Below are 15054 nucleotides of genomic sequence, written 5' to 3'. Positions count from 1 at the left end.
TGGCATTATTTGTAGTATAATTGTATTCCCAACCACTACACAGTATCAAATTGTTATGAAGCCAGCTACTCAGTATACCAAAAGCGGCCGTATCAATATTGCTTACCAGGTTTTTGGCTCCGGATCAATCGACCTGGTTTATATTCCTGGATGGGTATCCAACATTGACTGGATGTGGGCTTGCCCTGAGCTGGTTGACTTTCTGCAGGAACTGGGCAAAATCGCCAGGGTCATTTTGTTTGACAAAAGAGGCACAGGGCTGTCGGACCGTGTGGTGGAGCTTTCCACACTGGAAGAGAGGATGGACGACATTCGTGCCGTAATGGACGCCGTTGGGTCGCAAAAAGCCGTGTTGTTTGGACATTCAGAGGGCGGCTCCGTGTCGGCACTCTTTGCTGCTACCTACCCCAACCGAACTATTTCACTCATCACTTTTGGTGTGTTTGCCAAGCGCCGCTATGCCCCTGATTATCCCTGGGCACCTACCGACGAGGAGCGCCAGGTGGTGTATGACATGATCGAAAACAATTGGGGTAGTGGGGATATGGGGCTTGAATCGCTCGCTCCCTCCAAAGCCAATGACAAGGTTTTCATGGATTGGCTGGCCAGCTACTTTCGTTCAGGGGCTAGCCCCAGTGCTGCCATGGTGCTCACCAAAATGAATACGGAGGTAGATATTATTGACATTCTGGGCACCATCAAAGTGCCGACGTTACTCATGCAGCGCACCCACGACATTGACGTGAAAATTGAGGAGGGACGGTTCATTGCTGAGCGTATTCAGGGAGCCAAGTTCGTGGAGTTTACGGGAAGAGACCACCTTTTTTGGGTGGGCAATACCAAAGAGGTGCTGGAAACGATGAGGGCTTTTATCTTAGGGGTGAAGCCCATCAGAAACTATCAGGAGCAGCTTTTCACTATAGTTGCCGCCCGTATTATCTCGTTGGAAAATGTTGATGCCAATCCTGAGGAGCTCATCCGCCAATTTGTGGAGCAGTACCGGGGCAAGGTGGTTCAATACAACCGCCAGACATTCATCGCTATATTTGAAGGGCCAAGCAAGGCCGTTCATTGCAGCATCGATCTCGTGGATGCCATTCAGAGCATGTCTGCCCAGCTGGCCATTGGTATTCACATCAGAGAAGGGGCTGTAGATGAGGCTCACTTCATCAGCGGTGAAACCGAGGCCTTTGTCGACGCCATGCTTCAACTGGCGAAACCCAACCAGATACTCGTCACACAAACTGTAAAAAGCCTGCTGTCGGGAGCGGGTGTGAGTTTCACGCAGTATAAGGCGGTGTACGAAACGCTTTCGGGCGAGTCGTTTTTGCTGTTCAGTGTAACCGATCCACTCAGTGCCGATGAAAAAGCGGGACAAATTTCTCCAAAGAAGGTGTTGCAAAATGATTCCTTCCTGGAAAACGTGCTGCAGAGTATCGATACTCATTTGGAGAACGAGCTTTTTGGCGTGGAAATGCTTTGCCGGGAGATTGGCATCAGCGAACGCCAACTCCAGCGCAAGCTGAAGGCGGTGACCAATAAGTCGCCCAATCAGCTGATTACCTCTGTGCGGTTGCACCGTGCGAAGGAACTGCTTATGGGTAGTGAGTTTGGGATTGCAGAAGCCGCCTTTAAAACAGGCTTTGCCAATCCGTCCTATTTCTCTAAATGTTTCAAAAAAGAGTTTGGATCAAGCCCCTCCGATCTTTTGCTACTAAGCCGCTGATTATCAGCGTCGGAACTACCACGTTTTGTCGGTTTTGTTATACCCTATGTCGGAAATGTTAACACAATTGGCGGTATTGTGCTAGCCACACCCTATTGGTTATATCTAATTTTGTCATCAAATAATACTAGAAATACAGCTCCTAAATGCTGCCAGTGGGCTTTTGGCTTACGTTGGGGAAGAAGATAAATGGCAACCTTTTGGCTGTTCTTCTTTTTTAGAAACCGGGCGGGGTTGCTAGCAAAACTATTTTTTAATGATGAAAACAAGATTAATTCGTGGCACTGTCAGCGTGCTATTTTTTCTCACCACAATGTCGTGCACCTGGGACCAGGCTGAACCACAGGTAGATTGCTCGGTGTCGCCAGTGGAAATAGACGTATTGGAAAGCGTAGCGACCGAATGTGGCGCAGCCATTGGGAGCTTTAGGGTCAATGCGGCTGGAGGTGAGCCTCCTTATGTATATACGTCAGAAGCTGGCACAAATGCGGATGGCGTCTTCAGTAGCCTCGAAGCTGGAAACTATGTGGTGGTAGCGACTGATGCGAAAGGCTGCGCAAGTGAGGTAACTATTCCGATTCAAAACCTGGAGGGAGTGAACCTGCAGGAAATTGTGGTGGAGGAGTCGGGATGTGGGTCAACAGAGGGGAAAATTGAGGTGGTAGCCTCTGGCGGCGTGGAGCCCTACCTCTACAGTATCAACGAAGGCCAGCCTCAGACGGGGAGGACTTTTTCTGGCCTGACCAGGGGTACTTATACCGTGAAAATAGCAGACCAGCTGGGTTGTGAGATCGTCGAGAGTGTGGAGGTGTTGGCGGGCGTTAGCTACGAGAACTCTGTCAAAAACATTATTGAAAACAGCTGTGCGGTTTCGGGTTGCCACAACGGCAGCATCTCTCCCGACCTGAGGTCTTTCGCTACTATTCAAGCCAGGGCCAGCTCCATCAAAGCAAGAACAGCGAGTGGATCGATGCCCAGAGGGTCGACACTTACTCAAGCACAAAAAGATGCTATTGCCTGCTGGGTGGATGATGGCGCCTTACAAAATTGATTAATAAATGACAGCAGTATCAATAACCAACAAGCGGCATACGAGAAAATCGTGTAGCTCCCATTTTTTAACAGTTGAAAGTAAAGACAGAAGAAATATGAAACGTGAAATATTAACAATCATTCTTGGCTTGATCACAGCGGGCCTGGCGATGGCGCAGGGCCCGATGGTGGATCGCAGCGGAACCGCCACCTTCTTTTCTGAAGCACCGCTGGAAAACATTGAAGCCACTAACAAGGAGGTGCTGGGTGCAATAGACCTTGAAAAAGGAACGCTGGCAGTTTCGATGCTGATGAAGGGGTTTCACTTTGACAAGAGCCTGATGGAGGAACACTTCAACGAAAACTACGTGGAGTCGGACAAATTTCCGAGAGCGACTTTCAAGGGGGTCATCAGCAACTTCGCTGCACTTGACTTTTCGAAAAGCGGGAGCTTTGAAGCAGAAGCCGATGGGGAAATAGAAATCCACGGAGTGAAGAAGCCACTGAAGACAGCAGTCAAATTTGATGTTTCTGCTAAAGACTTGAAAGCTACTACCTCCTTCAATCTGGCGGTGGCTGATTTCGATATCGAGATACCCACCATCGTGTTCAAGAACATTGCGGAGGTAGTCGAAGTAAAGGCATTTTTTAATTTCTCACGTCCAAAATGATGGTAAAGCAGATCACTTCAACCCTTATCTCGCTGGCATTGGCTTTGCCGCTGCTGGCCCAGGATGATCTTCTGGCTGGTCTGGAAGCAGAGCAGGCCGATCAGAAGACGCTGGTGGATGCCACCTTCAAAGGCACCAGACTTATCAACGGTCATTCCATTGAAACCAGAAAGCAAGGTGTGATGGATTTTATCATCGCACACCGGTTTGGTACTATCGACGGTGGAGCCTATGAGCTTTTTGGGCTGGACAACGCCCTGGTACGCATCGGACTGGAGTATGCCCTCAACGACAGGCTCTATGCGGGAGCTGGCAGGAGCTCTTTTGAAAAGACCTACGATGGGTTTGTCAAATATCGCCTGCTTCGTCAGTCGACGGGCAAAGGGAGTGTTCCGCTGTCCGCCACGTGGCTGAGCTCTATGGCATTGAAGACCCTGAAGGATCCTACGTACGATCTGCAGTTTACCGACAAGCTTGCTTTTACACATCAGCTTTTGCTGGCCAGAAAGTTTAACAACGGCCTTTCGCTCCAGCTGATGCCCACCTGGGTGCACCGCAACCTGATTGGCGAAACGGATCTGAACAATGACATCTTAGCGCTGGGTATGGGTGGACGCATCAAACTTTCGCAGCGAGTGGCACTTTGTGCAGAATATTACTATCAGTTTCAGCACCTCAACGAAAATACACAGAATGCGCTGGCCATAGGGGTCGATATTGAAACGGGAGGGCACGTGTTCCAACTCCAGTTCACCAATGCCACCTCAATGGTGCCTAAGGGCTTCGTGTCAGAAACGACCAACGATTTTTTCAAAGGCGAAATTCACTTCGGTTTTAATGTCTCAAGAACTTTTCAACTGAACTAGCATCCACGTTATTAATACGGACTAATTGATTTGAGCTGACGAGAAATATCCCTCAGTTCAATATTTCATAACGCCGTGCGCCCCAACTCTACCCGAAACCAGACCCGGTTTTGAGACAGAAGAGTATTGTCTGACAGGCACTACATGAACAAGAAACTATTTAAGCAGCAAAGAATTTGGCCGAACACCAAACGAATTATTAAACCAGATTAAAGAAAAATGAAAAACTTAGTCAAGCAATTGAATGCAATATTTGTACTAGTGTTGCTGGCAATGGCAACCATTACGGCATGTGGTGATGATAGCGAAAATCCTGATGCGGAGGAAGCTACAGCCATCCAACTATCAACTAACGCAACACTCGGCCAGATTTTGACTGATACCGATGGTGTCACATTATATGTTTTCGCAAAAGACGTGTCGGGAAACAGTGCTTGTGTAGATGGCTGTCTTAGCAAATGGCCTATTTACTATGCGAAAGAACCGCAGATTGGCACAGGCCTGGAAGCTGGCGATTTTGCAGTGATCACCCACAGCAATGGCTCCAAGCAAACAACCTACAAAGGCTGGCCGCTTTATTACTTTTCTCCGGCTGGCGACGGCGTGCTTGAAACAGCAGGTGCTACCGCCGGCGACGGTGCCGGAGGGGCCTTTTTTGTGGCCAAACCCGACTATTCCATCATGATGGCAAATGCACAACTGGTTGGCAACGACGGGAAGAACTACACTTCAACGTATGAAGAAGGAGAAGGAGCTACTGCTTTCTTCGTGAATGCATCGGGCAGGACACTGTATGCATTTACCAACGACTCAAAAGACGTTAACACTTTCACTGCCAGCGATTTTTCTAACAATACAATTTGGCCCGTGTATGCCAAAGAACTCAAAGCAGTTGTTTCTGCTGCCAGCCAAAGCGACTTTGGTTCAATCGACGTATTTGGTGAGAGCCAGCTTACTTACAAAGGATGGCCTTTGTACTACTTCGGGCAGGATACTGAAAGAGGAGAGACCAAAGGAGTGAGCGTGCCGTCACCGGGTGTTTGGCCAGTTGTAAACACTGAGACGGTGGGGGCAGAGTAATTCCGTTGACGGATATCTGAGAAAGACCTTTTGTTGGGTGAGACAGTGCGCAAGAAGTGCTCATTTGAATCACTCATGACCGTGCTATAAACAAAAAAGGGTAGCCTGTTTCAGGCTGCCTTTTTTACTTTGGTAGCCATTTCAAAACTTTCGCTCGCCTGGTTGCACCAGATTGAAGTGGTCAGGGCGCACTATGTTGTCCCAAGGTTTTCATAAAGTCCTTAATGAAGGAATGAGCGAAGTGCATTGAGCACGAAATAGGTTATGAGGCTTGGAATCTCCGCCACAAGAGTTAATTTAGTCTGGTGCTAATAAGTGCAGTTCAGCTTTGTGAAAGATGAAAAATTGCAATTGTGCTGCCACCTGCTACCACCCAAAAAATGACCGACAAACTAACCCGCTTGGAACTAGAAGACAAAATTGCTGAACTTAAAAAGCAAAATGAAATTTTGCGATCGCAACTTTCGGCTCAAAACCAGCAGAAAAAAGGACAAAAAGAATCTTTAGTAGAGCAAAATAAGGTGGCAGATGGGTACATCCATACAATCCTCGACAACATGGGTGACTCCGTATTTGTAAAGGATGATAAAAGTAGGTTGGTACTGGTTAATGACGCCTTTTGTAAAATGTTTGGCCTACCTCGTGAAGAAATTATGGGTAAAACCCTTGCCGAGCATGTTCCTCCTGATGAGCGGGAAAGTTTCTTAAAAATTGACAGCCAGGTTCTTGCTGACGGAAAGGAAAACATAAATGAAGAAACACTAACAGTGAGGGGAGCCGAAACGATGATCATTTCCACCAGAAAGTCACGCTATGTTGATGCCAGTGGAAAAAGATTTCTTGTTGGCGTAGTTCGGGACATCACTGCCAGCAAAAAAGCCGAGCAAGCATTGAAGCAAAGTGAAATGCGATTAATAGAGCTGAATGCGACCAAAGACAAACTTTTTTCCATTATGGGCCACGATTTAAGGGCACCATTGAATAATATTTTAGGGTTATCAGAATTATTGATTGAACGGGTAAGAAAATCGGACACGGGAAAATCGGCGGAGTATTTAGAGATCATAAAAGTATCAGTCAAGAACACACTGGCCTTACTCGATAACCTATTGAATTGGGCGAAATCGCAGACAGGAGAGATCAATTATAAACCGGAAAAAATAGATTTATCAACGACTATTCGACACGTGATTGAGCTGTTAGACCCAATTGCAAGAACCAAGAATATATCTCTAAGTCAGATCGCTTCGGAGGGAATAGAAATATACACCGACGAAAGGATGTTGAAAACCATATTGAGAAACCTTATTTCTAATGCTATCAAGTTTACCAAATCCGGAGGCAGCATCATCGTGTCGGTTGTGTTGGAGCAAAACCAAGTTCAATTTTCTGTGTCCGACAATGGACTTGGAATAAAGGAGGAAGTTAGTAAGAAGTTGTTCAAGATGTCTGCAAACACATCTTCGTTGGGCACTGCAAACGAAAAAGGTTCTGGCTTAGGGTTAGCCCTTTGCAAGGAATTTGTAAAAAAGCTCGGCGGCGACATTTGGCTCAAGAGTAAGGAAGGGGATGGAAGTGATTTCAGGTTTACGCTACCACTGAATAGCCCTGAATAGATTTTACAGAGCGCCGATTTTTGAATATCGCTAGCCAGAGATACCCAACTCTTAAGAGGAAAATGAGCATGCTAATAAAAAAGGTGGCCTGTTTCCAGACCACCTTTTCACTTTAAATATTTATACCATCATTAAGCCAAATCGAAACGGTCGAGGTTCATCACCTTGTCCCAGGCTTTCACAAAGTCCTTGATGAACTTCTGCTGAGAGTCGCTGCAGCCATATACTTCAGCCAGGGCACGAAGCTCCGAGTTGGAGCCAAAGATCAAGTCGGCACGAGTGGCTGTATATTTTACTTTGCCAGTCTTAGCATCGTGCCCCTCGAATACGTCCCCATCTGCCGAAACAGCTTTCCATGTGGTGCTCATATCGAGCAGGTTCACAAAAAAGTCGTTGCTCAATGAGCCAATACGATTGGTAAATACACCATGCTTGGATCCGTCGAAGTTGGTGCCAAGCACACGCATGCCACCCACAAGCACAGTCATTTCTGGTGCAGTTAGCGTTAGCAACTGGGCCTTATCAATCAGTAGCTCTTCCGCAGATACGGTGAATTTTTTCTTCAAGTAGTTGCGGAACCCATCGGCCTGTGGCTCAAGTGCCGCAAAACCTTCTACATCGGTTTGCTCTGCCGACGCATCAGCACGTCCGGGAGTGAAAGGCACAGTGATGGCTTGTCCGGCGTTTTTAGCAGCCTGTTCAACACCTGCGCATCCAGCCAGCACAATCAAATCAGCCATTGATACTGGCTTGCCAAAATCCTTTTGGATGCCTTCCAGTTTTGCCAATACTTTTGCCAGTTGAGCCGGGTTGTTCACTTTCCAGTTCTTCTGCGGTGAAAGTCGGATGCGTGCTCCATTGGCACCACCACGCTTATCGGAGCCACGGAAGGTGGAGGCAGAAGCCCAGGCAGTTGACACCAGCTCTGATACGGACAGTCCTGAAGCAAGTACTTTCGCTTTCAGGGAAGCAATGTCGTTATCATCTAGTTTGTGTGTCGCAGCTGGGATCGGATCTTGCCAGATCAGGTCTTCTTCCGGAACCTCAGGCCCGAGGTAACGGGCACGAGGTCCCATGTCACGGTGAGTAAGTTTGAACCACGCTTTGGCAAAGGCATCTGCGAACTCATCGGGGTTCTCCAGGAAGTTCCTTGAAATCTTTTCGTAGGCTGGATCCACTCTTAGTGCCAGGTCGGTAGTAAGCATTGATGGTGACCTGCGCTTCGACGGATCAAAAGGATCGGGCACGGTACCTGCACCTGCGTCACCCTTAGGCTTCCACTGGTGCGCACCTGCCGGGCTCTTGGTCAATTCCCATTCGTAGCCAAACAAGTTCTCGAAGAAGTTGTTGCTCCACTTCGTTGGTGTGGTTGTCCAGATTACTTCCAAACCACTGGTGATAGCATCGCCACCAACACCTGACCCGTAGCTGTTTTTCCAGCCGAAGCCTTGTTGCTCAATACCGGCCGCTTCTGGCTCAGGCCCTACGTGCTGGCTTGCGTCAGCTGCGCCGTGGGTTTTACCAAATGTGTGTCCACCTGCAATCAGTGCCACGGTTTCGTAGTCATTCATTGCCATACGACCGAACGTCTCACGGATATCTTTGGCAGCTGCAAGGGGATCAGGGTTGCCATCCGGCCCTTCCGGGTTAACATATATCAGTCCCATTTGTACTGCGGCCAGTGTGTTCTCGAGTTCTCTTGAGTGCGTGCCCCCGTCTGCATCGTCATCCGATACAACCACAGACTGCTGATTTTCGACACCTTTCGAACCATGAGCATAACGCTTATCGCCGCCCAGCCAGGTGGTCTCCTGACCCCAGTAAACGTCTAGTTCTGGCTCCCAAACGTCTTCACGACCACCAGCGAAACCGAAGGTTTTGAAGCCCATGGATTCCAGGGCTACGTTGCCTGTGAGAATCATCAGGTCAGCCCAGGAGATTTTCTTTCCGTATTTCTGCTTGATAGGCCAGAGTAGCCTGCGGGCCTTGTCAAGACTCACATTGTCGGGCCAGCTGTTGAGGGGAGCAAATCTTTGTTGGCCGGCTCCTGCGCCACCACGGCCATCGGCAATGCGGTATGTGCCGGCGCTGTGCCATGCCATACGAATGAATAAACCGCCGTAGTGACCAAAGTCAGCAGGCCACCAGTCCTGTGAGTCGGTCATCAGGGCAGTTAGGTCTTTCTTTAAAGCCTTTAGGTCAAGGCTTTTAAACTCTTCAGCGTAGTTGAAGTCTTCGCCCATCGGATCAGACAGGGAAGAATGCTGACGAAGGATGTTTACTTTCAGTTGGTTGGGCCACCAATCACGATTTGATGTGCCACCACCTGCGGTTTGATTGAGTTCGCCATTCAGAAACGGGCACATTTCTGCTCCGTTTACATCGTAGGCTCCTCCAGCGTGTGTTTTATTTTCCATTATTGACAGATTTTTTTGTTCGATATCCAAATCTACAATATTCTGATCGATAGTATAAATCTATATTTTCTATATCGTTATAGATATGAATTATATCATCACTAAAAAGTGATTAAGATCATTTTCTGCATGAAGGAGAAGCTTGAAGGTAGAAGAATGTTAGATTGAATTGAAAGGGCGAGGCGCTTGAAAGGCTGACAAATCATGATAATTTCGATCATATCGGATTGTTTTTCCCGCTGTCGATTGAACAAATAGGCGACGAAAAGCCTACTTCAGCTCCTTCAAATCCCTCAGCCAAAAAGCATGGGCGTGGTGAGTCATTCCAATTTTTGGATAGTAGTCGACAGCAGCTGGAGCCGACAGTAGTATCACGTTAGATTTGGGTGCCAGCATCTTTGTCCGGCGAATGAGCTCCTTGCCAATTCCTTTGTGCTGGTATTCGATGTGCACCGCCAGGTCGCTCAGGTAGGTGGCATACACCCAGTCGGTGAGGCTGCGGCTTACGCCTACCAGCTTTCCATTGTGCCTTGCGGTAACGGTGAGGTTGGCATGTCTGAGCATCTCTTCTATGCGCTCAGGCTCGTTCACGGGACGCCGCTCACCGAGGGTAGAACTAATGAGCAGCTCCGTGAAGTCCTTCACGGTTAAATCCTGCTCTTGCTGGTAGACGATTTCCATTGACTATGCTTCTTTAATATCCAGCCCGTATTTTTTGCAATCCTCCCAAAACCCTGGGTACGACTTATTCACCACCTCCGGCTCTTCAATGATCAAAGGCACTTTTTGAGCCAGCGGCGCAAACGCCATGGCCATGCGGTGGTCTTCGTAGGTGCTAATCGTTACGGGGCCTTCAGGAAGTTCGGTCGGAGGCTCCAATTCCCAAAAACCGGGCGTTTCCTCTACCAGCGTAGCCCCAAACTTTGCCAGCTCAGTTTGCATGGCCGCCAGCCGGTCGGTTTCTTTAATGCGCAGGCTTTCAAGGCCCGTCATTGAAATAGGGCTTTTCAGACCGGTGGCTACCACCATTACTGTCTGGGCCAAATCGGGGCAGGTCTTAAAGTCGATAACCATGGGTGAAACGCTGTTCTTTTTCTCGATCAGGAACTCTTCTCCACTGAACCTGGTGGTGAGCCCCAGGCCGTGCATGATTTCCCTGATGCGGATGTCGCCCTGATAGGAGTTTTCTCTTAACCCGGTAAGATTTACTTTGCTGCTTTTGGAAAGCGACACCATGCTTAGCCAGTAACTGGCGCCTGACCAGTCCGACTCAATGGTATAGGAATTTGCAGTGTATTTCTGCGGTGCAATGGCGATGGTATTTTCCTTCCACTCGTTCTTTACTCCAAACTGCTGCATGAGGCCGAGTGTCATTTCTATGTAGGGTCTGCTGAACACGTCTCCCACCAGTTCGATGGTAAGACCGTTAGGCAACATAGGGGCGATCATTAGCAAGGCTGAAATGTACTGGCTGCTGATGTTGCCTTGTATTTTCAGGGAGTCCGTTTTTTGCTGAGTGATTTTTGAGACTTTAAGTGGTGGATAGCCGTCATTCTTCAGGTAATCGATGCTCGCTCCCAGCTCTCGCAGGGCATCTACCAATAGCTTGATGGGCCTTTGCTGCATGCGTTCTGAGCCCGTTATAGTTTGATCTTTTCCCGTAAGCGCCAGGTAGGCGGTTAGAAAGCGCATGGTTGTTCCAGCGTCCAGCACGTCCCACGTTTTGTCTTTTGAGGCCAGTAAGCGCATCATCGTTTGTGTGTCACGGGCATCAGAAAGATTGTTGAGGTTAATTTTTTCATCAGAAAGTGCTTGTATAATCAGGGCCCTGTTACTCTCACTTTTGGAGGCGCTCAGGTTGATAGTGGATGCTGCGGGAATGGCGGCGGAGGTGTTGATCGAAATTTTATTCATGGTATGCTTAGTGGAAATACCCGATTTAATTGTCTTTATGTTAGTCTGGTAAAGGTGACGTAAAAATAATTTTCAAAACCTTCGGCAGTCTGGCATCGTTGTTGTGATTAAATGCTTTAAACCCTTTTTTATTATGAACAGATCTAAAACCATAACTACCATCGTTGCAGGTGCAGTTATTGGTGCAATTACAGTATTCGGCGTTACTCCTATCAAAGGAATGGTTACTAAAGCCCGTGTTTCAAAATCGGCTAAAACCACACCTGTGAAGAAGAGAGACGAAGACGATCATTTTTTTATTTAGCAGAAGAAAGATTCACCACTGAGTTGAACTCAGTCAAGGCTTCCCTAACTTCCCCTAAAGTAATAATCACATCGTATTCTGATTGACCAATGGCACTCAACAAGCTACCCTTAATGGTAGCTTTTTCATTTTTCTTATCCTGTAATATTAAGCTTTCAGCTTTTTTAATCGTTGCCTCACCTATCTGCTCCGGACGGTAGGTTGCCAGTAAGTACTGCGTAATCTCTTTGTAGCTTCCTTGTGAAAGCCCTGTCTTTTTTGTCGACAGGTAGGCTTCAGCAATCATCCCGATAGCAATGGCCTCGCCGTGGAGCAACCTGTTACCGGAGTTGAGCAGGGCAGTTTCTATGGCATGGCCAATAGTGTGCCCAAAGTTGAGGATTTTTCTCAGACCATTTTCTTTTGGGTCTTTGTCGACCACACCACTTTTTACTTCAATAGAGTGCTGAATATGGTCGTTCCAGGGTTGCTCACCGAATGTCTTCGCAGTGAGAGTCTTCCAGTAACTGGCGTCTGCAATCAGGGCGTGTTTCAGCACTTCTGCAAAGCCAGACCTGAGCTCTCTTTCAGGTAATGTGGCCAGAAAATCAGAGGATACGATGACTCTTTCCGGCTCCTGAAAAACGCCGATGTGGTTTTTAAGGCCGTGGAAGTCGATGCCCAGCTTGCCGCCGACACTGGCGTCTACTTGAGCCAGCAGGGTGGTGGGCAGGTTCAGAAATTTGATGCCCCGCTTGTAGGTGGCAGCACAGAAGCCGCCCATGTCACCAATTACGCCCCCGCCAAGGTTGACGAGCAGCGCTTTCCTGTCGCACTCCAGCTTGGTAAGCTCGTTCCAGATGTGCTCACAAGTCCGCAGCGTTTTCTCCTCTTCACCGCTTTTTATTTCAATCACCGAGTGCCCGGGAAGGTGAGCAGCTACTTTTGGATAGCAATGCTGCCTGGTATTTTCGTCCACCAGCACAGCCACCTTTGAATAGGATTGGACTGAAAAAAACCTCCCCAATGACTCGGGGAGGTTGTTCGTTATTTCTACGTTACCGAGAATCATTTTTACTTTTCTCCGCCTGCAGGTACTTTAGCCATAATCTCAGTTTGCTGTTTGATAGAAGCAACGTGGATCAGCTTGTAGGTTTCTTCTACAAAGTCAGGAGAAAGGGAAAGTGACTTGCCCCACTCAGCTCTGCTCTTGTAAATTTCATTCCAGCGGTCTACCTGGAAGATAGTTACGTTGTTGTCACGCTTGAACTCACCCATTTTCTCTACCAGGCGCATCCTGTTGGCCAAGGCTTCAAGGATTTCACGGTCAGCGTTGTCAATCTGATCACGCATTTGCTCCATGAAATGATTGAAAGTGGCGTCAGTTGAATGAGCGCTTTTTGGTTTCAGTTCCCTTACCATTTCACCCAGGCGGGCAGGCGTCACCTGCTGCTTGGCATCACTCCATGCGTTGTCCGGATCTCTGTGCGACTCGATCATCAGGCCGTCATAGTTCAAGTCCAACCCTTTTTGAGCGACATCCAGAAGCATTTCTCTGTTACCGCAAATATGGCTGGGGTCACCAAACAAAGGCATTTCAGGGAACTCCCTTTTCAATTCGATAGGAAACTGCCATGCGGGCACGTTGCGGTATTTCGTTTTCTGGAAAGACGAGAAACCACGGTGGATAGCACCAATTTTGGTGATACCGGCCTTGTTAATTCTTTCGATAGCCCCGAGCCACAATGCAAGATCGGGGTTGATAGGGTTTTTGATCAGTACAGGCACATCAACGCCTACAAGAGAGTCGGCAATTTCCTGCACAGTGAAGGGGTTCACCGTCGAGCGGGCGCCTACCCAAAGGATGTCGATGCCAGCAGCAAGACAAGCCTCTACGTGGTCGGGGTTGGCTACTTCAACAGCAAATTTGACACCCAACTCTTTCTTCACGTTCTGGATCCAGCCAAGGGCTTCTTTGCCTATGCCCTCAAATCCGCCCGGACGAGTTCTTGGCTTCCACACACCAGCTCTCATCACTCTGATACCTTCCTTATACAGTTGGGTACAGGTGTCCATGAGTTGCTCTTCTGATTCAGCGCTACAAGGCCCTGAAATAATCAATGGTCTTTCTTTTACCGGAGACCAGGATTCAAATTTGTCAATAGTAAGCTCCATACCCACCTCACTTATTTTTTATAAACTAAAAACGATCAAACTAGTCTTTTACTTATTATTGCACTCCAATTAAACACATTAACCATGCCCGTTACCCATCCCTTTACCTTCGAAGATACCGAAGTAGCTTTTGCTTCTAAGTCGGACCGGGAATTGAAGAAGATGTATTGGCTATTCGCCGCTATGAACAGTAACTTTTTGGTGCGCTTTGGAACACAGGGCGTAATATTAGCACTAAAAATGAAAATGCCCATCAAAAAACTCATAAAAAGTACTGTTTTCGGGCATTTCTGTGGTGGTGAGACGATTCAGGAGTGCAAACAAACGATTTCTGAGCTTGGTGCTTCAGGCATCGGCACCATACTCGATTACTCTGCCGAGGGGGAGAAAACAGAGGCTGGATTTGATGCCAATAAGGAGGAAATACTGCAGACAGTCATGAACGCTGCCACCAGTGCTCACATTCCTTTTGCCGTGATGAAAGTATCAGGTTTGGGCTCAGAAGAGTTGATGACCAAGTCGCAGGATGGCAAACAACTGAATGGCAAAGAGCAGAAGGCATTTGACAATATTCACCGTCGGGTTGAAGAGCTCTGCAGCAAAGCCCACGAGCTAAATGTCAGGATATTTATTGACGCAGAAGACTATGCTTACCAGGGGGTGATAGACGGGTTGGCGCTGGAAATGATGCGGAAGTACAACAAAGAGCAGGCAATTGTTTACACTACAGTGCAATTTTACAGATGGGATGCTTACGACAAGCTGGTTGGTTTGCACGAAAAAGGGAAAACAGAACGGTTTTACCTGGGCGTGAAGCTGGTGCGTGGTGCTTATATGGAGAACGAGCGTGAGCGGGCGGAGGAGCTGGGCTACAAGGATCCCATTCAACCGACGAAGCAAGCCACGGATATTGACTACAACAGGGCACTTGATTTCTGCGCAGCGAACCACAAGCGGATTGCGTTTTGCTCGGGAAGCCACAATGAGCAGTCGAATGCCTTGCTCACTTCACTGATGCAACAATATGGCATAGCCAAGGATGATCCGGGGGTGTTTTTTGCGCAGCTCTACGGCATGAGCGACAATATTTCGTTTAAGCTATCGAAGGAGGGCTACAACGTGGCAAAGTATGTGCCTTACGGCCCGCTGGAAAAGGTGATGCCCTATCTGATCAGGCGTGCAGAGGAGAATACGTCGGTAGCCGGGCAGACGGGTAGGGAGTTTAGCTTTATTAAGAAGGAGATTGAGCGGAGAGGGAGGAATTAATACTCAAT

General features: G+C 48.0%; 13 protein-coding genes. 8 read left to right on the top strand and 5 right to left on the bottom strand.

The annotated features are described in order from the left end of the window. The first annotated feature begins 55 nt into the window (after positions 1 to 55). From RT717_RS18920 to RT717_RS18895, 6 genes are all read left to right on the top strand, one after another. Positions 56 to 1726: an alpha/beta fold hydrolase gene (locus RT717_RS18920; protein ID WP_317487949.1), complete on the top strand. Its 1671-nt coding sequence runs from the start codon at positions 56 to 58 to the stop codon at positions 1724 to 1726. Positions 1727 to 1982: 256 nt separating this feature from the next. After that, positions 1983 to 2777 carry a hypothetical protein gene (locus RT717_RS18915; protein ID WP_317487948.1) on the top strand — a complete coding sequence of 265 codons (795 nt, stop codon included), beginning with the start codon at positions 1983 to 1985 and terminating at the stop codon, positions 2775 to 2777. Between the two features lie 97 nt (positions 2778 to 2874). Next, positions 2875 to 3429: a YceI family protein gene (locus tag RT717_RS18910; protein WP_317487947.1), complete on the top strand. Its 555-nt coding sequence runs from the start codon at positions 2875 to 2877 to the stop codon at positions 3427 to 3429. Then, on the top strand, positions 3426 to 4295 hold the full coding sequence (locus tag RT717_RS18905) for a DUF5777 family beta-barrel protein (protein ID WP_317487946.1): 870 nt from the start codon (positions 3426 to 3428) through the stop codon (positions 4293 to 4295). Before RT717_RS18910 ends, RT717_RS18905 begins: the two co-directional genes overlap by 4 nt. A gap of 219 nt (positions 4296 to 4514) precedes the next feature. Continuing rightward, a complete protein-coding gene (locus tag RT717_RS18900; protein WP_317487945.1) occupies positions 4515 to 5375 on the top strand; it encodes a COG4315 family predicted lipoprotein in 861 nt (286 codons plus the stop codon). A gap of 380 nt (positions 5376 to 5755) precedes the next feature. Next, entirely contained in the window at positions 5756 to 6991 is a 1236-nt protein-coding gene (locus tag RT717_RS18895) for a PAS domain-containing sensor histidine kinase (protein WP_317487944.1), read from the top strand. 131 nt (positions 6992 to 7122) lie between these two features. Here RT717_RS18895 and katG read toward each other — a convergent pair whose 3' ends face one another. From katG to aroA, 3 genes are all read right to left on the bottom strand, one after another. Further along, on the bottom strand, positions 7123 to 9408 hold the full coding sequence (gene katG, locus RT717_RS18890) for a catalase/peroxidase HPI (protein WP_317487943.1): 2286 nt from the start codon (positions 9406 to 9408) through the stop codon (positions 7123 to 7125). Positions 9409 to 9678: 270 nt separating this feature from the next. Beyond that, complete coding sequence (locus tag RT717_RS18885; RefSeq protein ID WP_317487942.1) at positions 9679 to 10089, bottom strand: GNAT family N-acetyltransferase; 411 nt, start codon at positions 10087 to 10089, stop codon at positions 9679 to 9681. 3 nt (positions 10090 to 10092) lie between these two features. Next, a complete protein-coding gene (gene aroA / locus RT717_RS18880; protein ID WP_317487941.1) occupies positions 10093 to 11322 on the bottom strand; it encodes a 3-phosphoshikimate 1-carboxyvinyltransferase in 1230 nt (409 codons plus the stop codon). Between the two features lie 133 nt (positions 11323 to 11455). Between aroA and RT717_RS18875 the strand changes: the two genes are divergently transcribed. Then, positions 11456 to 11626 (top strand): hypothetical protein, encoded by a 171-nt coding sequence (locus tag RT717_RS18875; protein WP_317487940.1) that lies wholly within the window; start codon positions 11456 to 11458, stop codon positions 11624 to 11626. Here RT717_RS18875 and aroB read toward each other — a convergent pair. Together aroB and RT717_RS18865 are read right to left on the bottom strand one after the other, a co-directional pair. Next, positions 11619 to 12677 (bottom strand): 3-dehydroquinate synthase, encoded by a 1059-nt coding sequence (gene aroB, locus RT717_RS18870; RefSeq protein WP_317487939.1) that lies wholly within the window; start codon positions 12675 to 12677, stop codon positions 11619 to 11621. The genes RT717_RS18875 and aroB overlap by 8 nt on opposite strands. Before the next feature lie 2 nt (positions 12678 to 12679). Next, positions 12680 to 13780, bottom strand: a complete 1101-nt coding sequence (locus tag RT717_RS18865) for a bifunctional 3-deoxy-7-phosphoheptulonate synthase/chorismate mutase type II (protein WP_151997986.1) — start codon at positions 13778 to 13780, stop codon at positions 12680 to 12682. Positions 13781 to 13864: 84 nt separating this feature from the next. Between RT717_RS18865 and RT717_RS18860 the strand changes: the two genes are divergently transcribed. After that, entirely contained in the window at positions 13865 to 15046 is a 1182-nt protein-coding gene (locus tag RT717_RS18860) for a proline dehydrogenase family protein (RefSeq protein WP_317487938.1), read from the top strand. Positions 15047 to 15054 lie beyond the last annotated feature (8 nt).

Source organism: Imperialibacter roseus (assembly GCF_032999765.1).
Lineage (GTDB): Bacteria > Bacteroidota > Bacteroidia > Cytophagales > Cyclobacteriaceae > Imperialibacter > Imperialibacter roseus.
Note: the sequence above shows the minus strand (reverse complement) of the source record. Positions and strands in the feature narration are given on the sequence as shown.

Excerpts from the sequence above, each read along its gene's own strand:
- RT717_RS18920 (WP_317487949.1), top strand. The coding sequence starts at position 56 with ATGAAGCCAGCTACTCAGTATACCAAAAGCGGCCGTATCAATATTGCT.
- RT717_RS18915 (WP_317487948.1), top strand. The coding sequence starts at position 1,983 with ATGATGAAAACAAGATTAATTCGTGGCACTGTCAGCGTGCTATTTTTT.
- RT717_RS18910 (WP_317487947.1), top strand. The coding sequence starts at position 2,875 with ATGAAACGTGAAATATTAACAATCATTCTTGGCTTGATCACAGCGGGC.
- RT717_RS18905 (WP_317487946.1), top strand. The coding sequence starts at position 3,426 with ATGATGGTAAAGCAGATCACTTCAACCCTTATCTCGCTGGCATTGGCT.
- RT717_RS18900 (WP_317487945.1), top strand. The coding sequence starts at position 4,515 with ATGAAAAACTTAGTCAAGCAATTGAATGCAATATTTGTACTAGTGTTG.
- RT717_RS18895 (WP_317487944.1), top strand. The coding sequence starts at position 5,756 with ATGACCGACAAACTAACCCGCTTGGAACTAGAAGACAAAATTGCTGAA.
- katG (WP_317487943.1), bottom strand. The coding sequence starts at position 9,408 with ATGGAAAATAAAACACACGCTGGAGGAGCCTACGATGTAAACGGAGCA.
- RT717_RS18885 (WP_317487942.1), bottom strand. The coding sequence starts at position 10,089 with ATGGAAATCGTCTACCAGCAAGAGCAGGATTTAACCGTGAAGGACTTC.
- aroA (WP_317487941.1), bottom strand. The coding sequence starts at position 11,322 with ATGAATAAAATTTCGATCAACACCTCCGCCGCCATTCCCGCAGCATCC.
- RT717_RS18875 (WP_317487940.1), top strand. The coding sequence starts at position 11,456 with ATGAACAGATCTAAAACCATAACTACCATCGTTGCAGGTGCAGTTATT.
- aroB (WP_317487939.1), bottom strand. The coding sequence starts at position 12,677 with ATGATTCTCGGTAACGTAGAAATAACGAACAACCTCCCCGAGTCATTG.
- RT717_RS18865 (WP_151997986.1), bottom strand. The coding sequence starts at position 13,780 with ATGGAGCTTACTATTGACAAATTTGAATCCTGGTCTCCGGTAAAAGAA.
- RT717_RS18860 (WP_317487938.1), top strand. The coding sequence starts at position 13,865 with ATGCCCGTTACCCATCCCTTTACCTTCGAAGATACCGAAGTAGCTTTT.